The organism is Streptomyces sp. D2-8 (assembly GCF_023184515.1).
Lineage (GTDB): Bacteria > Actinomycetota > Actinomycetes > Streptomycetales > Streptomycetaceae > Streptomyces.
On record NZ_JAAHBP010000003.1, the window covers coordinates 289,672 to 309,621 of the forward strand.

22 protein-coding genes and 1 tRNA gene are annotated in these 19,950 nt (G+C 72.9%); 15 read left to right on the forward strand and 8 right to left on the reverse strand.

Annotation, left to right across the window (positions count from 1 at the left end; translation table 11 throughout):
• Positions 1–23 precede the first annotated feature (23 nt).
• The 7 genes from G3I77_RS07670 to G3I77_RS07700 are packed head-to-tail and all read left to right on the forward strand — an operon-like array spanning position 24 to position 6,991.
• Positions 24–701: a helix-turn-helix domain-containing protein gene (locus G3I77_RS07670; RefSeq protein WP_248501848.1), complete on the forward strand. Its 678-nt coding sequence runs from the start codon at positions 24–26 to the stop codon at positions 699–701.
• A 52-nt stretch (positions 702–753) separates the two neighbouring features.
• Entirely contained in the window at positions 754–2,079 is a 1,326-nt protein-coding gene (locus tag G3I77_RS07675; RefSeq protein ID WP_248501849.1) for a Xaa-Pro peptidase family protein, read from the forward strand.
• Positions 2,079–3,056 carry a thiamine pyrophosphate-dependent dehydrogenase E1 component subunit alpha gene (locus tag G3I77_RS07680; protein WP_248501850.1) on the forward strand — a complete coding sequence of 326 codons (978 nt, stop codon included), beginning with the start codon at positions 2,079–2,081 and terminating at the stop codon, positions 3,054–3,056. The genes G3I77_RS07675 and G3I77_RS07680 overlap by 1 nt, the downstream gene beginning before the upstream one ends.
• Positions 3,044–4,024 carry an alpha-ketoacid dehydrogenase subunit beta gene (locus G3I77_RS07685; protein ID WP_248501852.1) on the forward strand — a complete coding sequence of 327 codons (981 nt, stop codon included), beginning with the start codon at positions 3,044–3,046 and terminating at the stop codon, positions 4,022–4,024. Before G3I77_RS07680 ends, G3I77_RS07685 begins: the two co-directional genes overlap by 13 nt.
• A gap of 41 nt (positions 4,025–4,065) precedes the next feature.
• A complete protein-coding gene (locus G3I77_RS07690) occupies positions 4,066–5,427 on the forward strand; it encodes an amidohydrolase family protein (protein WP_248501853.1) in 1,362 nt (453 codons plus the stop codon).
• On the forward strand, positions 5,424–6,305 hold the full coding sequence (locus tag G3I77_RS07695) for a cupin domain-containing protein (RefSeq protein ID WP_248501854.1): 882 nt from the start codon (positions 5,424–5,426) through the stop codon (positions 6,303–6,305). Before G3I77_RS07690 ends, G3I77_RS07695 begins: the two co-directional genes overlap by 4 nt.
• Positions 6,302–6,991: an SDR family oxidoreductase gene (locus G3I77_RS07700; protein WP_248501855.1), complete on the forward strand. Its 690-nt coding sequence runs from the start codon at positions 6,302–6,304 to the stop codon at positions 6,989–6,991. Before G3I77_RS07695 ends, G3I77_RS07700 begins: the two co-directional genes overlap by 4 nt.
• A 134-nt stretch (positions 6,992–7,125) precedes the next feature.
• Here G3I77_RS07700 and G3I77_RS07705 read toward each other — a convergent pair whose 3' ends face one another.
• The 3 genes from G3I77_RS07705 to G3I77_RS07715 are packed head-to-tail and all read right to left on the reverse strand — an operon-like array spanning position 7,126 to position 8,254.
• The gene (locus G3I77_RS07705) at positions 7,126–7,470 is read right to left on the reverse strand and encodes a DUF3140 domain-containing protein (RefSeq protein WP_248501857.1); all 345 of its coding nucleotides are present in this window, start codon (positions 7,468–7,470) and stop codon (positions 7,126–7,128) included.
• Between the two features lie 53 nt (positions 7,471–7,523).
• On the reverse strand, positions 7,524–8,000 hold the full coding sequence (locus G3I77_RS07710; protein ID WP_248501858.1) for a Dps family protein: 477 nt from the start codon (positions 7,998–8,000) through the stop codon (positions 7,524–7,526).
• Positions 7,997–8,254 carry a WhiB family transcriptional regulator gene (locus tag G3I77_RS07715; protein WP_248501860.1) on the reverse strand — a complete coding sequence of 86 codons (258 nt, stop codon included), beginning with the start codon at positions 8,252–8,254 and terminating at the stop codon, positions 7,997–7,999. The genes G3I77_RS07710 and G3I77_RS07715 overlap by 4 nt, the downstream gene beginning before the upstream one ends.
• A gap of 173 nt (positions 8,255–8,427) precedes the next feature.
• Here G3I77_RS07715 and G3I77_RS07720 point away from each other — a divergent pair, with 173 nt between their 5' ends.
• Positions 8,428–9,615, forward strand: coding sequence for a thiolase family protein (locus tag G3I77_RS07720; RefSeq protein ID WP_248501861.1), 1,188 nt, complete (start codon positions 8,428–8,430; stop codon positions 9,613–9,615).
• A gap of 84 nt (positions 9,616–9,699) precedes the next feature.
• A complete protein-coding gene (locus G3I77_RS07725) occupies positions 9,700–10,473 on the forward strand; it encodes a sulfite exporter TauE/SafE family protein (protein ID WP_248501862.1) in 774 nt (257 codons plus the stop codon).
• On the opposite strand, the gene G3I77_RS07730 is transcribed toward G3I77_RS07725, so the two are convergent.
• On the reverse strand, positions 10,459–11,259 hold the full coding sequence (locus tag G3I77_RS07730; protein ID WP_248501863.1) for an HAD-IIA family hydrolase: 801 nt from the start codon (positions 11,257–11,259) through the stop codon (positions 10,459–10,461). The two genes, G3I77_RS07725 and G3I77_RS07730, sit on opposite strands and share 15 nt — an antisense overlap.
• A 352-nt stretch (positions 11,260–11,611) precedes the next feature.
• Between G3I77_RS07730 and G3I77_RS07735 the strand changes: the two genes are divergently transcribed.
• Entirely contained in the window at positions 11,612–12,457 is an 846-nt protein-coding gene (locus tag G3I77_RS07735; RefSeq protein ID WP_248501864.1) for a cobalt-precorrin-6A reductase, read from the forward strand.
• Here the strand turns inward: G3I77_RS07735 and cobF are convergent.
• Positions 12,417–13,187 (reverse strand): precorrin-6A synthase (deacetylating), encoded by a 771-nt coding sequence (gene cobF, locus G3I77_RS07740; RefSeq protein ID WP_248501865.1) that lies wholly within the window; start codon positions 13,185–13,187, stop codon positions 12,417–12,419. The genes G3I77_RS07735 and cobF overlap by 41 nt on opposite strands.
• Before the next feature lie 121 nt (positions 13,188–13,308).
• Positions 13,309–13,848 (reverse strand): DUF309 domain-containing protein, encoded by a 540-nt coding sequence (locus G3I77_RS07745; protein ID WP_248501866.1) that lies wholly within the window; start codon positions 13,846–13,848, stop codon positions 13,309–13,311.
• Positions 13,849–13,946: 98 nt separating this feature from the next.
• Here G3I77_RS07745 and G3I77_RS07750 point away from each other — a divergent pair.
• The 3 genes from G3I77_RS07750 to G3I77_RS07760 all read left to right on the forward strand — a co-directional run bounded on the left by G3I77_RS07750 (position 13,947) and on the right by G3I77_RS07760 (position 16,021).
• Positions 13,947–14,020: transfer RNA gene (locus tag G3I77_RS07750), tRNA-Pro, on the forward strand.
• Between the two features lie 137 nt (positions 14,021–14,157).
• A complete protein-coding gene (locus G3I77_RS07755) occupies positions 14,158–15,141 on the forward strand; it encodes an aldo/keto reductase (RefSeq protein ID WP_248501867.1) in 984 nt (327 codons plus the stop codon).
• A gap of 55 nt (positions 15,142–15,196) precedes the next feature.
• The gene (locus G3I77_RS07760) at positions 15,197–16,021 is read left to right on the forward strand and encodes a DUF427 domain-containing protein (RefSeq protein ID WP_248501868.1); all 825 of its coding nucleotides are present in this window, start codon (positions 15,197–15,199) and stop codon (positions 16,019–16,021) included.
• Here G3I77_RS07760 and G3I77_RS07765 read toward each other — a convergent pair.
• Positions 15,987–16,715, reverse strand: a complete 729-nt coding sequence (locus G3I77_RS07765; protein ID WP_248501869.1) for a TetR/AcrR family transcriptional regulator — start codon at positions 16,713–16,715, stop codon at positions 15,987–15,989. The genes G3I77_RS07760 and G3I77_RS07765 overlap by 35 nt on opposite strands.
• 161 nt (positions 16,716–16,876) lie before the next feature.
• Between G3I77_RS07765 and G3I77_RS07770 the strand changes: the two genes are divergently transcribed.
• Both G3I77_RS07770 and G3I77_RS40840 read left to right on the forward strand, forming a co-directional pair.
• Positions 16,877–17,968, forward strand: coding sequence for an aminoglycoside phosphotransferase family protein (locus G3I77_RS07770; protein WP_248501871.1), 1,092 nt, complete (start codon positions 16,877–16,879; stop codon positions 17,966–17,968).
• Positions 17,965–19,050 (forward strand): GNAT family N-acetyltransferase, encoded by a 1,086-nt coding sequence (locus G3I77_RS40840; RefSeq protein ID WP_248501872.1) that lies wholly within the window; start codon positions 17,965–17,967, stop codon positions 19,048–19,050. The genes G3I77_RS07770 and G3I77_RS40840 overlap by 4 nt, the downstream gene beginning before the upstream one ends.
• Positions 19,051–19,059: 9 nt before the next feature.
• Here the strand turns inward: G3I77_RS40840 and G3I77_RS07780 are convergent, their stop codons facing one another.
• A complete protein-coding gene (locus G3I77_RS07780; RefSeq protein WP_248501873.1) occupies positions 19,060–19,947 on the reverse strand; it encodes an alkaline phosphatase family protein in 888 nt (295 codons plus the stop codon).
• Positions 19,948–19,950: the final 3 nt, after the last annotated feature.

Consider the following 19,950-nt stretch of genomic DNA (forward strand, 5'->3'; position numbering starts at 1 on the left):
CCCGCCCTGGAGAGGAGCCGCCCGTGTCCCCCGTCGTCGTGCCGCCGGTCGGTGCGCGGATCCGGCAGGCTCGTCTGGAGCGCGGCACGAGCCTGCGAGCGCTGGCCCGGGAGATCGGTGTGTCGGCGAGTCTCGTGTCGCAGATCGAGACCGGGAAGAGCCAGCCGTCCGTGAGCACGCTGTACGCGATCACCACGGCGCTGGGGATCTCCGTGGAGTCCCTCTTCGATGCCCGGGAGCGTGTTCCGGAGGGTGTCCGGCGGACTGTCCGGGCGGGCGCCGGAGCAGGCCCGCTCCCAGCGTCCCCCATCACCGTGACGCACGCCCTGGCCGCCTTCGCCGCCGATCCGGAGCGGCGGATCGGACCGCTGGTCGACGCGGGCGGGCGCGAGACGCTGGAGCTGGACTCGGGGGTCGTGTGGGAGCGTCTCGGGCGGGTGCCGGGCGCGGAGGCCGACTTCCTGCTGGTGACGTACCGCCCCGGCGGCTCGTCCTCCGGCTCCGGCGCGCTGATGCGGCACGCCGGCACCGAGTACGGCTATCTCACCTCCGGCGAGCTGATCCTCACCCTCGGTTTCGAGGAGCACACCCTGCGGCCGGGCGACTCCGTCTGCTTCGAGTCGACGACCCCCCACCGCTACCGCAACGATGGAGAGGTACCGGCTGTGGGTGTCTGGTTCGTGTCCGGCGATGTTCAGTGACACTTGACACCCACCGCACTCGGGCGTTCACTCCGAAGTGGGGGTGGTCGCCATGGCGATCCACACATACGGACCCAACGCCGTCGACTGGGAAGAGCGCATCGACCTGGACCGGCTGCGCGGGCAGCGGCTGGCCCGGCTGCACGAGTCGCTGAACCGCTCCGAGCTGGGCGCGGTGCTCAGCTTCGACTTCGCCAACATCCGCTATATGACGGCCACACACATCGGCACCTGGGCGATGGACAAGCTGATCCGCTTCGCCCTGCTGGTGCGCGACGGCGAACCGGTCGTCTGGGACTTCGGCTCCGCCGCCCGCCACCACCAGCTGTACAACCCGTGGCTCGACTACAGCGACGGCAAGGGCGGCCCGCCCACCGGCGCCCGGGCCGGCATCTCCACCCTGCGCGGTGCCTTCCACCCGGACGCCGGGATCGCCGAGGACGTGGCCGCCAAGGTCGCCGCCGAACTGCGCGACCACGGGCTCGCCGGCGAACCTCTCGGCGTCGACGTCGCCGAGATGCCGGTCCTCGCCGCGCTGCGCGCCGAGGGCATCGACGTCGTCGACGGACAGCAGGTCTTCCTGGAGGCCCGCCGCATCAAGACCGGCGACGAGATCGCCCTGCTCACCCAGGCCTGCGCCATGGTCGACGCGGCCTACGAGGAGCTGTACGGGTACCTGCGCCCGGGGGTGCGCGAGAACGAGTGCGTCGGCGTGGTCAGCAAGGTGCTCTACGACCTCGGAAGCGAGTACGTCGAGGGCGTCAACGCCATCTCGGGCGAGCGCTGTTCGCCGCATCCGCACGTCTACAGCGACCGGCTGATCCGCCCCGGCGACCCGGCGTTCTTCGACATCCTGCACAGTCATCTCGGCTACCGCACCTGCTACTACCGCACGTTCGCCGTGGGCAGCGCCTCCGGTGCGCAGCGGGACGCGTACGTGCGCTGCCGGGAGTACATGGACCAGGCGATCGCCCTGGTCCGGCCGGGCGCGACCACGGCCGACATCGTGCGGGTCTGGCCGCGCGCCGAGGAGTTCGGCTTCGCCGACGAGACCGCCGCCTTCGCCCTCCAGTACGGCCACGGCGTCGGCCTGTCGATCTGGGAGAAACCGATCTTCAGCCGGCTGGTTTCCCTCGACCACCCCGAAGTCCTCGAAGAGGGCATGGTGTTCGCCCTGGAGACGTACTGGCCGGCCGCCGACGGCTGGTCGGCCGCCCGGATCGAGGAGGAACTGGTCGTCACCGCCGACGGCTGCGAGGTCATCACCAAGTTCCCCGCCGAGGAACTGCTGGTGGCCGGGCGCAAGTACTGGACGGTCGGCGGCGAGCTGAACACCCGCCGCGAGGCGCAGTCCCACCTCAACACCGGGGACCGCTGATGGACGCCACCGCGCTCCTCGACCGCTACGAGCGGATGAACGTCATCCGCCGGACGGAGAAGGCCGCCCACGACCTGTTCCTGCAGGGCCTCGTGAAGGGCACCACCCACCTGGCCGCCGGGCAGGAGGCGATCGCAGTGGGGGCGAGCGCCGCCCTGCGCCCGGACGACTATGTGTTCGCCACCTATAGGGGCCACCACCATGCCCTCGCCCGGGGCGCTACCCCCGAGGAGTGCCTCGCCGAGCTGATGAGCCGGGCGACCGGGCTGTGCGGGGCCAAGGGCGGCTCCATGCACCTGACCAAGGCGGCCACCGGCATGCTCGGCTCGTACGCCATCGTCGGGTCCCATCTGCCGATGGCGGTGGGCGCGGCCTGGTCGGCCCGGCTGCGCGGCACCGACCAGCTCGCGGTCGCCTTCTTCGGCGACGGCGCGACCAACATCGGCGCCTTCCACGAGTCCCTCAACCTGGCCGCCGTGTGGAAGCTGCCGGTGCTGTTCGTGTGCGAGAACAACCTGTACATGGAGTACACGCCGATCGCCGACGTCACGGCCGTGCCCCGCCCCGCCGCCGACCGGGCCCCCGCCTACGGCATCCCGGGCGAGGTCGTCGACGGCAACGACGTCGTGGCGGTCGAGGAGACGGTGGAGCGGCTCGCACGGCGGGCCCGGGCCGGAGACGGGCCCGCCGTGCTGGAGGCCGAGACCTACCGTCACTTCGGGCACAGCCGCACCGACCCGGCGGCCTACCGCCCGGCCGAGGAGGTCGAACGCTGGCTGAAGCACGACCCGTTGGACCTCGCGCGCGGGCGCCTCGCCGAGCTGGGCGTGGGGGAGGAGACGGTCGCCGAGGCCGACGAGCGGGCCCGGGCCGTCGTGGAGCGGGCCGTGGAGGCGGCGAAGGCCGCGCCGCCGCCCGATCCGCGCGAGGCGCTGACCGACGTGTGGGCGGACGGGGGTGCCGCATGGCGGACGTGATCACCTACCGGGACGCGGTCGCCGAGGGCATCGCCCGGGAGATGCGGCGGGACGCGTCGGTGGTGTGCCTCGGGGAGGACATCGGCGCGGCCGGCGGAGTGTTCAAGACGACCACGGGTCTGCTGAAGGAGTTCGGGCCCGAGCGGGTGTGGGACACGCCCATATCCGAACAGGCCATCGTGGGCGCGGCGATGGGCGCCGCCATGACCGGGATGCGGCCCGTCGCGGAGATCATGTTCTCCGACTTCCTGGCCTGCTGCTGGGACTACCTCGCCAACGAGATCCCCAAGGTCCGCTACATGACCGGCGGCCAGGTGACCGTGCCCCTCGTCGTGCGCACCGCCAACGGCGGCGGGCTCGGCTTCGGCGCCCAGCACTCCCAGGCCACCGAGAACTGGGCCCTGACCGTCCCCGGGCTGAAGATCGCGGCACCGGCGACACCCGCCGACGTCATCGGCCTGCTGGCGGCGGCGATCCGCAGCGACGACCCGGTGGTCTTCTTCGAGCACAAGGGTCTGTTCGCGACCAAGGGCCCGCCGCCCCCGGCCGGCCACGTCGTCGAACTAGGCCGGGCCGCCGTCGTCCGCGAGGGCGCCGACGTCACGCTGGTCGCGCTCGCCTCCATGGTCCCCCTGGCCCTGACGGCCGCCGACGTACTGGCCGGGGAGGGCATCGAGGCCGAAGTGATCGACCTGCGCTGCCTGGTCCCGCTGGACGCCGCGACGGTCCTCGCCTCACTGCGCAGGACCTCGCGGCTCGTCACCGTCGAGGAGAACCCGTACCAGGGCGGCTGGGGCGCCACCGTCGTCTCGGTCGTCGCCGACGAGGGATTCGGCCTGCTGGACGCGCCCGTGCGGCGGGTCGCGGGGGAGTGCGTCCCGCTGCCGTTCGCCGACGCGCTGGAGGCGCAGGTCATCCCCACCGTCGACAAGGTCGTCACGGAGGTCCGCAGGCTCACCGTGTACTGAGCCGCACACCCGCCACCGAACACCCCATGGGAGGAAGCGCGATGACCACAAGGACACTGCTGCGCTCCGGTCACGTGATCTCGATGGACCCGGACATCGGGGACCTGCCCCAGGGGGACGTCCTCGTCGAGGACGGCAGGATCGCGGCCGTCGAGCCCGAGATCAGCGCCGACGCCGAGGTCCTCGACATGACCGGCCACATCGTGATCCCCGGCTTCGTCGACACCCACCGCCACACCTGGGAGGCCCCCATCCGGGGCGTCGCGCCCGACGCCACCCTGGACGACTACTTCGTCGACATCCTCGACACCTTCGCACCCCTGTACACCCCGGAGGACGTGTACGCGGGCAATCTCGCGGGCGCCCTGGAGTGCCTCAACGCCGGGATCACCACGCTCGTCGACTGGTCGCACATCAACAACACCCCCGAGCACCCGGACGCGGCGATCCAGGGCCTGGCGGAGTCCGGCATCCGGGCGCAGTACGCGTACGGCAGCGCCAACACCTCCCTCGCGGAGTACTGGTTCGAGAGCAAGGTCGCGATCCCGGCGGACGACGTACGGCGGATCCGGTCGACGCACTTCGCGTCCGACGACGGCCTGCTGACCATGGGCCTCGCCACCCGCGGCCCCGGCTTCTGCGTCAACGAGGTCGTCGTCGCCGAGTGGGCCATGGCGCGCGAGCTGGGCCTCCCGATCACCGTGCACGTGGCCATGGGGCGGCTGGCCGGCCGCTTCGGCATGGTGAAGCACCTCCACGACCTGGGGCTGCTCGGCCCGGACACCACCTACGTCCACAGCTGTCACCTCAGCGGGGAGGAGTGGCGGATGGTCGCCGACAGCGGCGGCACGGTGTCGGTCGCGCCGCAGGTGGAGCTCCAGATGGGGCACGGCTGGCCGCCCGTGATGCAGGCCATCGAGCACGGCCTGCGGCCCTCGCTCAGCATCGACGTCGTCACCACGGTGCCCGGCGACATGTTCACCCAGATCCGCGCGGCCTTCGCCGCCGAGCGCGCCCGCGTGAACGCCGACTGCTGGCAGGCCAACATGCCGGTCCCCAGCACCATGCTGACAGCACGTCAGATGCTGGAGATCGCCACCGTGAACGGTGCCCACGTCGCCGGGCTGGAGGACCGTACCGGCTCCCTGACCCCCGGCAAGCGCGCCGACATCGTCGCGATCGACGCCACCGCGCCGAACGTCGCCCCGGTGCACGACGCGGTGGCCGCGGTGACGCTGTGCGCCGACGTCTCCAACGTGGACACCGTCCTGGTCGACGGTGTGCTCCACAAGCGCGACGGCAGGCTCCTCGGCGACACCGCACGCGCCCTGCGGCTCGTCGGAGAGTCCCGCGACCGGCTCCTCGCGGCGAAGGAGGCCAAGGCGGCGAAGGCACCGGCATGAGCCATCACCTGGTGCGCCACGCCGCCGACCTGCCCGAGCCGCCCTACGACGGCCACGGCCACCGGCGCCGGGCGCTGGTCGGCGAGGACGACGGCAGCGTCCACACCGGCTTCGGCCTGTGCGAACTGCTCCCGGACGGCCGGGTGGCCGCCCATGTGCACTCGTACGAGGAGAGCTTCCACGTCCTCGACGGGGCCGTGATCCTCGATGTGCCCGAGGGCTCGTACCGGCTGGAGGCGGGCGACTACGGCCTGCTGCCGACCGGTGTCCCGCACGCCTGGCGCGGGGCCGGGGGTACAGGCGGCCGCTGGGCGGACATGCTGGCCCCGGTGCCACGGGCCCGCTACGGACACGACACCCAGGCCGTGCCGGACCTGCCCGCGCGCGAGCCGGCCCGGGTGGACGTCCGCGACCCGCGCACCCGTTCCTTCGGCCGCTTCGAGCCCGGCCAGATGGATCCCGGCAGCCAGTCGCAGGACCTGCTGGCCGCCACGGCGAGCATGCGTACCGCACTGCTGGTCTACAGCGGGATCACGGTGAAGATGATGATCGACGGCGATCTGGGCGCGGTCGCCTCGACGATGTTCATGGTGCGGTACGCGTCCGACGGGGTCATCGGCACCCACGACCACCCCTTCGAGGAGACGTACCTGATCCTGGAGGGCGTGGCCGAGGCCACCCTCGACGGCGCGCGGTACCGGCTGGGGCCCGGCGATCTGGCCTGGGCGGGTGCCGGGTGTGTGCACGGGTTCGTCAACGCGGGGTCCGGGCCGCTGCGCTGGCTGGAGACACAAGCGCCGCAACCGCCGTCGCGGCACTCGTACCGGTTCACGCGGGACTGGGACTACCTGCGCGCGGCACTGGAGGAGAAGTCATGAACAGTGTGCTCGTCGTCGGCGGCACGTCCGGAATCGGACTCGAGTTCGCCCGCACGCGGGCCGGGCGCGGGGACGACGTCGTTCTCACCAGCCGCGACACCCAGCGGGCCGAAACGGTCGCGAAGGAGGTCGGCGCCCGCGGACTCGCCCTCGACCTGTCACGGCCGCTGGAGATCGCGGCGGCCCTGGCCGGCATGGGGCGCGTCGACCATCTGGTGATCGCGGGCGTCTCCCGGGACGACAACAAGGTGACCGAGTACGACATCGACGCGGCCCTGCGCCTGGTCACCCTCAAGCTCGTCGGCTACACGGAGGTCGTGCACACGCTGCGGAGCCGGCTGCACGACGACAGCGCCATCGTGCTGTTCGGCGGTCAGGCCAAGGAGCGCCCCTACCCGGGCGCGACGACGGTGGCGACGGTCAACGCGGGGGTGCGGGGCCTGATGAACTCCCTGGCCGTCGAGCTGGCTCCCGTCCGGGTCAATGCCGTGCATCCCGGTGTCGTCGGCGACAGCCCGTACTGGCAGGCCAAGCCGGAGAAGGTGCTCGCCACGCTGCGCACCGAGACGCCCACGGGGCGGCTCGCCGCGATGGCGGACGTGGTGGACGCGGTGGACTTCCTGCTGCGCAACCGGTCGGTGAACGCCGTCGAACTGACGGTGGACGGGGGCTGGTTGCTCGGGTGAGGGGGCGGCCGGCCGAGGGCGGCCGGCTGTTCGGCCGAGGCTGCGAGGCCGGCGGCACCGGCGAGTTCGGCGCAGCGGGCACCGGGCACATGGGACGGCCCGGCAGCCGCCACGGCGGCTGCCGGACCCGCGGTCTACCCCTTCAGCGGATCGTGCCCGACCGTCATCAGCTGGTGCCGGCGGCGGGTGTCCTCGGCCGTCACCTCGGGCTCGGGTTCGTTCTCGAGGTCCACCTGGTCGGTGACCGTGTCGACGACCTTGCGCATCACGCGCAGGTCGTCCTCGGTCAGGTCGGTGCGCCGCTTCTGGAGGATGGCCAGGACGTGCTGCCCGGTGGCCGAGCCCGCCCGGTCCGGCAGTGGCTCGGTGGCCTCTCCGGCGTCGCGGACCCGCAGCCAGGCCGCGAGTTCCTGCGAGGTCATGTTCACCACGCGGTGGAAGTCCTCCCACAGCGCGTCGAGTTCGAGGGCGTCGGTCATCGCCTGCCCCTTTCCGTACGTGGGTCGGATGCTCTGCGCCGTCGCCCCGCGGGTCAGCGGGGGAAGTTCTCGGCGTCGAACATCCACCGCTGCTTCTCCAGCTCCGCGGTGATGCTGATCAGCAGGTCCTGGGTGACCGGGTCCGCCTGCTCGGTCGTCTCGATGCGCTCGCGCAGCCGGCCGACGGCGTCCTCCAGTGCCTCCACCATCACCTGCACGGCGTCCGAGTCACGCACCCAGCCCTCCTTCGGGGCGGGCAGCGTGAAGGCCTTGGCGATGGTCTCCGGCCGGCCGTCCGGCGGGACACCGAGCGCGGCGGACCGCTCCGCGACCGTGTCGGCGAAGTCCCGCGCCGCGGTGACCACCTCGTCGAGCTGGAGGTGGATGGACCGGAACCGGGGGCCGACGACGTTCCAGTGCGCCTGCTTCCCGACCAGCGAGAGCCCGAGCAACTCCACCAGGGTGTCCTGGAGTGCCTCGCAGGCGACCTTTCGGGCGTCGTCGGGCAGGGTGCTCCTCACAGCCGTCATAGGGCGCTTCTCCTTCTCGCGTCGTTCCTGGTCGCGCGGAGCAGTGCGTCGCGCTCCTCCTCGCCGGTGCCGCCCCACACGCCCGAGGCCTGCCCGCTGCTCAGCGCGAAGCTCAGGCACTGGTGGGTCACCGGGCAGCGCGCGCAGACCCGCTTGGCGGCGCTCACGTCACGCAGGGCGGGGCCGGCGGTGCCCACGGGAAAGAACAGCTCGGGGTCCTCGTCCACGCAGGCGGCGCTCCGCAACCACTCCATGAACGCGCGGGTGCCCCGGGCGCACTGGTGCAAACCCGACGCAGCGGTTCGTCCGACCTGCGATATGACCTGTGGGGACCACCGGGAGGCGCAGAATCTTCACAGGCGGTGGCCCGAGGGTCTATAGTCCGAAACTAGCAGTGCTAATTAATGCGCGGTGTGAGGAGCCTCTCGTGCGTCCCGTCCACTTCGCGGCCGCCCGCCGCACCCCCATCGGCAGACTGCGGGGATCCCTCTCCTCGATCCGGCCCGACGACCTCGCCGCGACCGTCGTCCGCGCCCTGGTCACCGGCGTGCCCGCGCTGGACCCGGCCCGCGTCGACGACGTCTACTGGGGCGCCGCCAACCAGGCCGGCGAGGACAACCGCAACGTCGCCCGCATGGCCGCGCTGCTCGCGGGCCTCCCCGACGCCGTGCCCGGCGCCACCGTCAACCGCCTCTGCGCCTCGGGCCTGGAGGCCGTGACCACCGCCGCGCGCACCATCGCCGCCGGCGAGGCCGACATCGTGATCGCGGGCGGCTCCGAGTCGATGAGCCGCGCCCCCTTCGTCCTGCCCCGCCCCGACGAGGCCCTGCCGCACCGCATGGAGACCGCCGACACCCGCCTCGGCTGGCGCCTGGTCAACCCGGCGATGCGCGATCTGCACGGCCTGCTGGCCATGGGCGAGACGGCCGAGGAGGTCGCCGCGCGGTACGGCATCCCCCGCGAACGCCAGGACGACTTCGCCCTGCGCAGCCACCAACGCGCCGCCCTGGCCCGCAAGAACGGCCACTTCGACGACGAACTCCTCCCCGTGGAGCGCCCCGACGGCGTGGTCGTCGACACCGACGAGTGCGTCCGCGAGGACACCTCCTACGAGAAGCTGTCCCGGCTGAAGCCGGTCTTCCGCGACGGCGGCACGGTCACCGCGGGCAACGCCTCGCCGATGAACGACGGCGCCGCCGGCCTCCTCCTCGTCAGCGAGGAGGCCCTGAACGACCTGGGCCTGGAGTCCCTGGGCCGCTACGTCGCAGGCGCCTCCGCCGGTGTCCACCCCGACGTCATGGGCATCGGCCCCGTCCCCGCCACCCGCAAGGTGCTGACCCGCGTCGGCTGGAGCGTCGGCGACCTGGAGGAGGCCGAGTTCAACGAGGCCTTCGCGGCCCAGGCCCTGGCCTGCATGGACCGGCTCGGCATCGATCCCGAACTGGTGAACCCCAGCGGCGGCGCCATCGCGCTGGGCCACCCCCTGGGCTGCTCCGGCGCCCGCATCCTGACGACGCTGCTCCACCGGATGCGACGTACGGGGGCGGGGCGGGGGCTCGCCACGATGTGCGTCGGGGTGGGCCAGGGGAGCGCGCTGCTCGTCGAACGGCCCTAGACGTCCCCCGCCGCGCCAGCGGGGCCCACCAGGCGAGACAGCGCTTACGAGCACCTGTTCGTTGCACATAGCATCAGTGTTCGCATGAACACCATGACGCTCTGGCACATCACTGGCTGGGAGTTCGCCGCCCTCGCCTTCGCGGCCCTGCTCGTCGGCTTCTCGAAGACCGCCGTGAGCGGGGCCAACACGGTCAGTCTCGCCATCTTCGCGGCGGTGCTGCCGGCCCGTGCCTCCACCGGCGTGCTGCTGCCCGTCCTGATCGCCGGAGACCTCCTGGCCGTCGCCACCTACCGGCGGCACGCCCACTGGCCCACGCTGTGGCGGCTGTTCCCGGCGGTCGCCGCGGGCGTCGTCGTCGGCACGGTGTTCCTGATCTGGGCGGACGACGCGATCGTACGGACCTCGATCGGCGCGATCCTGCTGCTGATGGCCGCCGTGACCGTGTGGCGCAGGCGCACGGCCGACAAGGAGGAGGATCCGGAGTCGGTCACCACCCGGTCGGGCCGCCTCAAGGCCCGCTCCTACGGCGTCCTCGGCGGCTTCACCACCATGGTCGCCAACGCGGGCGGCCCCGTGATGTCGATGTATCTGCTCTCCGCGGGCTTCCGCAAGCTCGGCTTCCTCGGCACCTCGGCCTTCTTCTTCCTGATCGTCAACGTCTCCAAGCTGCCCTTCAGCGCCGGCCTCGGCCTGATCGACGGCCGCTCGCTGCTCCTCGACCTGGCCCTCGTGGCGTTCGTCGTGCCCGGGGCGCTGTTCGGCAAGTGGGCCGTGCACCGGATCAACCAGCGGCTGTTCGAGCAGCTCGTCATCGCGGCGACGATCCTGGGCGGTCTGCAACTACTCCTGCGCTGACTCCCGCAGCAGCGCCGGAAGGTCCGCGAAGGAGTCGATCACGTGGTCGGGCGTGCCGCCTGCGTCCCGCAGCGTCTCCGGCTGGAACTTCCCGGTCCGCACGAGCACCCCGGTGACCCCGGCCCGCTGCGCCGCCAGCACGTCGGAGTCGATGTCGTCCCCGACCATCACCGCCTCGTCCGCGCCGACGCCGAGCCGGGCGAGCGCCGACTCGAAGAACGCCCGCGACGGCTTGCCCGTGATCTCGGCCTCCACTCGCGCGGCCCGCTCCAGCCCGGCCAGGAACGCCCCCGAGTCCAGCCGCAGCCCCTCGGCCGTACGCCAGTACAGGTTGCGGTGCATCGCCACCAGCCGGGCCCCGCGCTGCAGATGCCCGAAGGCCCGGTCGAGCGCCGCGTAGCCGAACTCGGGACCGGCCCCGCCGACCAGGACGACATCCGGCACGGCCCCGGTGTCACTCGCCCCGACGACGGTGACACCGTCGAGGTCCTCCGCGATGTCACCGCTGTTCAGCAGCGCGCACCGGGCACCGGGACAGTGCTCGGCGAGATACGCGGCGGTGGCGGCGGGCGCGGTCAGGATGTCCTCGGCGGACACCGGGAACCCCGCCTCCGCCAGCGTCCCGGCGATCGACGCCCGGGTACGGGACGTGGTGTTGGTGACCAGCAGAACGCCGAACCCGGCCGCCCGGACCTCCCGCAACGCCTCGACGGCCCCGGGCAACGGCCGCCACGAGACGGTGAGCACACCGTCGATGTCCACGAGCACGGCACGCACGGAGTCCATGGCAGGACGATAGCCATGGGAAGCGCCGCCCGCCGGTCGGCACCCGGCCTCGCCGCCGGGGGAGGGGGTGGCGTTCGCTGGTGGGGACCCGTTTCGCTTTCGGTACGGCGTGGCGCCGTGCTCGCCGGTCAGCGCCGTGCCGTGCCGCTGCCGCTGCCGCTGCCGCTGCCGCTGACGGGGCTCGCTGGTGGGCGTCCGTTTCGCCGGCCGGCAGCCGTCCCGTCCGCCGGTGCCAGGCGCCGTGTTCGCCGGGCCGGCAGGCCCGCGCCACCTGCGACAGGTGCCGCGTTCACCGACCGGCCCCGGCCCCCGACCCGCCGCCCGCCGTGCCGGACCTCGTACGCTCGACGCCGTGTCCCCTCATGTCCTGATCCTCGGCGGCACGGCCGAGGCCCGTGTTCTGGCCGCCGCGCTGGCCGCGCGCCCCGGTGTTCGCGTCACGACCTCCCTCGCGGGGCGCGTCGCCGAGCCGGGGGCGCTCGACGGGGAGGTGCGCGTCGGGGGCTTCGGCGGGGCCGGGGGCCTGGCCGGGTGGCTGCGGGAGCAGGGCGTGGACGCGCTCGTCGACGCCACGCACCCGTTCGCCGAGTCGATCACGGCCAACGCGGCGCGCGCCGCGTCCGAGACCGGCGTACCCGCGGTGGTGCTCCGCCGCCCCGGGTGGCGGCCCGGTCCCGGGGACCAATGGCACCCGGTCCCCTCACTGGACGCTGCCGCGGACCTGCTTCCGCGTCTCGGCCGCCGGGTGCTGCTCACCACCGGGCGTCTCGGACTGGCCTCCTTCGCCCACCTGACGCGACTCCACTTCGTCGTGCGGTCGGTGGATCCCCCCGAGCCGCCGATGCCGCCCGACACCCATGTGCTGCTCGCACGCGGCCCGTTCACCGTCCCGGGCGAGACGGCCCTGCTGCGCGAGCACCGCGTCGACGTCCTGGTGACCAAGGACAGCGGGGGAGCGGCGACGGCGGCCAAGCTCACAGCGGCCCGGGACCTCGGGCTGCCGGTCGTGGTCGTACGGCGGCCGCCGCCGCCGGACGGTGTGACGGCCGTACCCGATGTGGAGGGCGTACTGGAGCGGCTGGGGCTGGGCACCTGCGGGCTGCCTGCGCGTGCCGGAACGTCCGCACGGATGCCCGGTGATATGCCTGCCGGTCCCGTCAGTCGCGGGGGTGACGGCGCAGCAGATACGTGTCCATGATCCAGCCCTTGCGCTCGCGGGCCTCGGCCCGCAACCGCTCGATGCGGGGGGCGGCCTCGGCGATCGGGCCGGAGACGAGGATCTCGTCCGGGGTGCCGATGTAGGCGCCCCAGTAGATGTCCACGTCCTGGTCCGCGTACTGCCGGAAGGTCTGGTGGGCGTCGAGCATCACCACCACGTCGTCCACGCCCTCCGGGAAGCCTTCCGCGAGCCGCCTGCCGGTGGTGATCTGCACGGGCCGGGCGACGCGGTTGAGGCCCGTGCGGTGCCGGGCGACGAGCGCCGAGACGCTGCTGATGCCGGGCACGACGTCGTACTCGAACGCCACGGCGCCCCGCTCCAGCACCTCCTCCAGGATTCCCAGCGTGCTGTCGTACAGCGACGGGTCCCCCCACACCAGGAACGCGCCGGTCTGCTCCTCGGCGAGCTCCTCGGTGATCAGCCGCTCGTAGATGTCGGCACGGGCGCTGCGCCAGTCCCCGACGGCGGGGGAGTAGGCCGCGCCGCCGGCGCTCCGGTCCCGCTCCGGGTCGCGCGCCTCGACGACGCGGTACGTCCCCTGCGGTACGTGCGCGTCGAGCATGTCCCGGCGGAGCCCGGTGAGATCCGCCTTCACCTCGCCCTTCTCCAGGATGAAGAACACGTCCGTGCTCCGCAGCGCCCTGACGGCCTGGAGGGTGAGCTGGTCGGGGTCGCCCGCGCCGATACCGATGACATGAATCTTTCGCACGCCCCGAGTCTGCCGCACGGGGGTGGGGGCGCATGCACCGCGGTCGTTTCGCGGTCCCCGGGGGCCGGGGCAGCGCCCCGTGGCGTGGCCACCCCCCGGCTTCCGCGGCGCGCGTCCCGGCTCAGCGCCCGGCTGCCCCACCCCGCAGCCGAGGGGCCCGCGCCCCCGCGTCCACCGGCCGGCCGTGCCGCTCCACGTCCTCGGCCAGCTCCCGTGCCCATGCGGCGACGCTCGCCACGTCGATCCCGTGCGGCAGTGTCCGCCCGGAGCCGGACACCCAGGCCTCGGCCGCGCCCGCCCCGCGCCGGAGCAGGCGGGCCCCGCCCGTCAGGTTGCCGCGGGCGGCGTGCGTGAGCCCCACGGCGAGCTGGGCGAGGCCGCGCCACAGCTCGCGCTCCTCGTCGGGCCCCGACTTCCACGCGTCCTCGAAGACCTCGTGCGCGTGGAACGGCTTGCCCTCGTCCAGCAGCCGCTGCGCCTGCGCGACGGTCTCCTCCGGGGTGCGGACGACGCCCTCGGGCTGCCGGGCCACTCCGTCGGCGTCGTACGGCAGGGGCCGCCCGAGACCGTCCCGGGGCCGGGCGTTGCGCGCCCGCCCCTCGCTGTCGCGGTCCCGTGCGTCGCCCGGCCGGCCCGGGTAGGTCTCTCCAGTGCTGCCCATACGCCGATTGTCCCGCCCGGCCCGTTTTCGGCGCGGCCAGGGGTGTGGGGTAAGGTGCTGTTCGCGCGATCACGCGGCTCACCGCGGGTGGCGCGCACCGGGACGTGGCGCAGCTTGGTAGCGCACTTGACTGGGGGTCAAGGGGTCGCAGGTTCAAATCCTGTCGTCCCGACGGTGTGAAGGGTCCCGCAGGCCGATGCCTGCGGGGCTCTTTTCGTTGTGCGTACGCCCTTGACCTCGAGAGCACTCCAAGCTGAAGACTCCCCTTCGTGCCCCGAAGCCCGGGGTACGAGGGAGGGAGCGACAGCCATGAAGTACCGCACGATCGGTACGGACCCCACCACCTGCCGCGAGGTGAGTGTCCTCGCGCTCGGCACCATGCTGTTCGGTTCGGTGACGGACGAGGCGACGTCCTTCGCCGTGCTCGACCGCTACGTCGAGGCCGGCGGGAACTTCATCGACACCTCCGACAACTACGCGTTCTGGACCGACGGCGGCCAGGGCGGCCAGAGCGAGGAACTCCTCGGCCGCTGGCGGCGCAGCCGCGGCATCGGCGACGAGATCGTCGTCGCGACCAAGCTCGGCGCCCGCCCCCTGGCCCCCGGCACCAGCTACGTCGACCACCCCGAGGGCCTGTCCGCGAAGGTGATCCGCGAGTCCGCCGACCGCAGCCGCGAGCGGCTCGGCCTCGCGAAACTGGACCTGCTGTACGCGCACATCGAGGACCACACCGTCCCGCTCCAGGAGACCGTCGAGGCCTTCGCCGCCCTGGTCGCCGAGGGCACCGTCGGACTGCTCGGCGTGAGCAACCACGCCGTCTGGCGCGTGGAACGGGCCCGGGCCCTCGCCGCCGCGGCCGGACTGCCCGGCTACGAGGTCCTCCAGTACGCGCACACCCACCTGCGCCCCCGCACCGACGTCCCCGGCGGCATCTTCCCGGACGGCAGCCTCGGCCACGCCGGCCCCGACCTGCTCGGCTACCTCAGGGCCGAGCCCGGCCTGACCCTGGTCGCGTACTCACCGCTGCTCAAGGGTGCCTACGCCCGCCCGGAGCGGCTGCCCGCCGACTTCGACCACCCCGGCACCCCGGCCCGGCTGGCGGCCCTGCGCGAGGTGGCCCGGGAGGCCGGCGCGACCGTCAACCAGGTCGTGCTGGCCTGGCAGATCGGCGGCGAACTGCCCGTCCTTCCGCTGGCCGGGGTCTCCTCGGTGGCCCAGCTGGAGGAGAACCTGGCGGCGGTGGACCTGGAGCTGACCCCGGAGCAGCGCGCCCGGCTGGACGCGGCGCACTGAGACCGTGGGACCGTGGAGGGGAACGGCCTCCGGACCTCCGGAAGGAGCACCGGCCATGACCACCCGCCCGGCCCACCCCGCCGCCCGTTCGATCAGAACCACCCCTGAAGGCCTCATGTGGGAGCCCAGCGAGCGCTGGGTGCGCGGCCGCAAGGGCGACGTCACCGTCGTCGACAGCCGGCACCCGGTGCTCGTCTGGGAGCCCCACCTGCCCGTGCCGCAGTACGCCTTCCCGCGCGCGGACGTCCGCACCGACCTCCTCCGCCCGGCCAAGAGCCCGCGGACCGGCAGCCACACCGGCTCCCGGATCTTCTACGACCTCGACGCCGGCGGCGAGACACGCGAGAACGCGGCCTGGACGTTCCCCACCGACGACCTGGCCGGGCACATCGCCTTCGAATGGTTCCTGCGCACCGACTCGGGCCTCGACCACTGGTACGAGGAGGACGAGGAGATCTTCATCCACCCCCGTGACCCGCACAAACGCGTCGATGCGCTGCCGAGCAGCCGGCACGTGCAGGTCGAGATCGACGGGCAGGTCGTCGCGGACAGCCACGCCCCCGTCCTGCTCTTCGAGACCTCCCTGCCCACCCGGTACTACTTCCCCCGCGAGGACGTCCGCCTCGACCTGTTCGACGCCACCGACCACCACACCGGATGCCCCTACAAGGGCACCGCCGCCTACTGGTCCTGGCGCGGCGAGGCCGACGTGCCGCCCAACCTCGTGTGGACCTATCCCGAGCCGCTGCCCGCGGTGGCGGTGATCCAGGGGCGCGTCGCCTTCTTCAACGAGATCGTCGACATCACGCTGGACGGGGAGCGCCTGGAGCGGCCGGACACGCCGTTCAGCCGGATGCTGCGGGCGAGGAGCCGTTCGTGAAGCTGTCGAGCAGGGCGTCCAGCCCGGCCGCGAGGGCCTGAGGACCGCCCTGCTCGGCGAGCGCGGCCGCCGTCTCCCGCAGCATCGGCAGTTCCTTCGCGGACAGCCGGTGCAGTCCGAGGCGGAAGGCCGGGTCGGTCTCGTCCGGGTTGTCCACCGTCGGTCGCAGCTCCACGGACACATAGCCCAGCAGCCAGGCCGTGAAGGCGCGGAACACGTCGGCCGCGGCCGACGTGTCGAAACCGGCGCCCCGCAGCAGGGTCAGCACCCGTTCGTGATCGCGCAGGACCGCGGCGGGCCGCCGGGCCAGCGGGACCGCCAGCAGACGCGTGGCCAGCAGCGGCACCGCCCGCGGGTGCGTGAGACACACGGCATAGGTCGAGCGGGCGATCCGGTGCAGTCCGGCCCGCCAGTCCGGATCCTCGTCCGCGTCGGCGGCCAGCCGCTCCTCCAGCTCCAGGTAGAGCGCCTCGACCAGCCCGTCCAGCAGGGCGTCCTTGCTCGCCGCGTACCGGTAGAGCGCCATGGCCTCCACGCCGAGCTCGGTGCCGAGGCGGCGCATGCTGAGCGCCGAGAGCCCTTCACGGTCCACCAGCGCCAGGGCGCTGGCCAGCACCCGCTCCCGGTTCAGCCGGCCGTAGTGGCCGCGGTCGCTGGCGCGGCGGGCCTCGCGTGGCCCACGGCCGTTCGCCATGCTGCCTCCTCGTGTGCCGAAGGACGGGGCCGGCGGGGCCGGCTCTTCTACGACGTACACATACACGATGCGGGCCGAGTCGCACCTCAGTCGAGCTGCACCGAAGATGAAAAGAGGTGATATGAGGCTATTCGCGTGCATCTGGCTGAAGGGAGTGCCGGGTGACGTTCACCGAGGAGCTGAGGGGCCTTCTCCCCCTGCGTCCCGTCCCTCTTCTGACGCGTCCCGTCGACGCGCTGGCGGCCCGCAGGCTCACGGCCTCGCTCGGCGCGGAGGGTGACCCGCACCGGCCCCGGCGGACCTTCTCCGATCTCCTCGTCTTCCGGCTCGACGCCGGCGACGCGCAGTCGGCCTTGGTCAAGCATCCCCGCAGCGCCCGCGCGACCGCCTCGCTGGCGCACGAGTGCGAGGCCGTGCGGCAGCTGACCCGGGACGAGCGGCTCGGCGCGTGGCGGCGGCTGCTTCCCGTGGTGGAGGAACGGCGCCTGGACGGGCCGCTGCCGCTGCTGGTGGAGACCTGCCTGCCCGGTGTGGAGGCCGACGTGCTGCTGCGGCGCTCGCCGGAGCTGGCCCGCCGGGTCACCGTGTCCGCCCTCACGGCGATCCGCGAGCTGCATCGCGCCACCGGGCGGACGCAGGAGGTGACGGCCCGGTTGACGGACTGGGTGAAGCCCCGGCTGGCCGTCCTCGCCGAGGAGGTCCGCTGGTGCCGCCACGGCGAGGGCGCGCAGGCCCTGGCGGCCGTACGTGAACGGGTGGAACGCGATCTGGCCGGACGCCACCTGCTGGTGGGGTGGACGCACGGCGACTTCCATCCCGGCAACGTGCTGCTGTCGGAGCACCGGGGGACCCTGTCCGGGGTGATCGACTGGGCGGGCGCGGTCCCGGACGGCCCTTCCCTGCTCGACTGCCACACCTTCGTGCTGACCATGCGGCACCAGCTCTCGGGGCGGGAGTTCGGCGAGGTCGTGGCCGATGTGGTGCGGCGGGCCTCTCTGCTGCCCGAGGACCGGCGGCTGCTCGCCGGCGTGCGGGCCCTGCCCTCCGGCCCGCGGGCGGAGACGGCCGTGACGCTGCTGACCTGGCTGTGGCACGTCGCGGGGAACCTGGAGAAGTCGGCCCGGTACGCGCGCAGCCACCGATGGGTCGCCGACAACGTCGTGTCCGTGCTCGGGGAGGTACTGGCGCACGAGGGCGAGGCGCCCGCCCGAGCAGCGGCGCAGAGCCCACGTCACCGCAGGAGAACGCCGTGAACGCATCAGCCGAACTCCTGATCGACACCGCCTCCGGCCCCGCGCACGTCACCACCCCGGCCCCGCGGGCGACGTGGTGGGAACTGGCCGCGCGGGACCCGGACATCTGTGTCACCCAGACGCCCACCTGGCTCGACTGCCTGTGTGCGACCGGGCCGTACCGGGACGCCAGCCGGCTCTACGCGTTCCCCGACGGCAGCCGGATCGTGCTGCCGCTCGTCGGCAGGGAGCGGCGTCCCCGCCGGCTGGACGCGCAGGAGTCCTGGCCGGCCGGATGGGGGATCGGCGGGCCGGTGACGCCCGAGGGGACGGAGTACGAGCAGGCGCGGGCGGTCTTCGACGACCTGGCGCGCCTGCCCGCCCTGCGCGTCGGGGTGCGCTTCCGGCCGCAGGGCGCGGAGGTGTGGCAGCGGGCCGCCCCGGGAGCCTTCCGGCTGGAACCCCACATGACGCAGGCGGTGGACCTCGACGGCGGCTTCGGCGCCGTGTGGCGGGACCGCTTCCACACCCGGGTCCGGCGAGACGTCAAACGCGCCGAGAAGGCGCACCTCGACGTGGAGGTGGACCGCACCGGCCGGCTCGTCCCCGTCTTCCAGGAGCTGTACGACCAGTCCATCGAGCGCTGGGCCGCTCAGCAGCACGAGCCGCCGGTGCTGGCCCGGTGGCGCAGGAGGCGGGAGTTCCCCACCGGGCGGCTGGCCGCGGTGGCCGACCGGTTCGGCGCGTCCTGCGCGCTCTGGGTGGCCTGGAACGCCGGGGAGCCCGCCGCGTCCATCGTCGTCCTGCGGCACGGCCCGCACGCCAAGTTCTGGCGGGCCGCCATGAACCGCGATGTCGCCCATCCGGTCCGGGCGACCCCGCTGCTGTACCGGCTCGCCATCGAGGAGGCCTGCGAGCAGGGCTGCCGGATCTTCGACCTGGGGGAGTCGGCCCCGGGATCCTCGCTGGAGCACTTCAAGGCCGGCTTCGGAGCGGTCGGCCGCCCGTCCCCCCGCTACTGGCGGGAACGGCTGCCCGTCTCCTCCGTCGAGCGCGGACTGCGCACGGCCGTCAAACGCGTGATCCGGTTCCAGGACGCCTGACCGCGCCGGTCAGCCGTCGCCCTTGAAGATGTCCAGGGGCTCGGCCTCGGCGCTGTGGCCGAGCGGGTCGAGGTCGTAGGCGTCCAGGATGGTGCGCAACAGCCCGTACAGGTTGTTGGGCTGGTCGTGGTCGCCCGGCTTCACCTGCTCGCCGACGACGACGGTCGGGATGTGGTTGTCCTCGTCCTCGCCGCCCTCGTCCTCGTCCCAGGTGACCACCAGCAGGCTGTTGTTGGTCATCGCCCAGTCCGCGTAGTCCCCGAGGTTCTTCCGCAGCCAGGCGTCGCCCCGTTCGATGCCGCCGTCGTGCATGTCGTTGTCGAGGTTCGGGATGACGAAGGAGACCTCCGGCAGGTCCGAGAAGTCCTCCGGGAAGTCCGTCCACGGGCGGTTGACGGAGTCGGGCAGGTTGGTGAAGTTCACCCACGGCGTGTGCCGGCGCACGTAGGGGCCGCTGGTGCAGCCCTCGAAACCGACGCTCGGCAGGCTCTCCGCGTAGCCGGTGAACGTCAGGTCGGCCTGCAGCAGCTGGGAGGCGAGGTTGCGGGAGGAGAAATCGTTCGGGCAGTCGTTGTCGACGCCCTGCGTGGAACCGGAGAACAGGGCCAGATAGTTCGGCTGGCTCGGATAGGTGATGGCGAAGAACTGGGTCAGATTGGCGCCCTTGCGGGCCAGTTCGTTGAGGAACGGGGCCTCGGGCGAGCCGATGATGTCCTCGTAGCCCCGGTTCTCCTCGACGACCACCACGATGTGGTCCGGCCGGGGGACGCCGCCGCCCTCGTCCGAGGTACCGCAGCCCGCGACCGGGAGGAGCACCGCGAGGGCGGTGGAGGCGGCGACGAGCGACGTCCGCATGCGGTGCACCGGCCGGGACGGCGTCATCACTCGTGGTGTCACTGC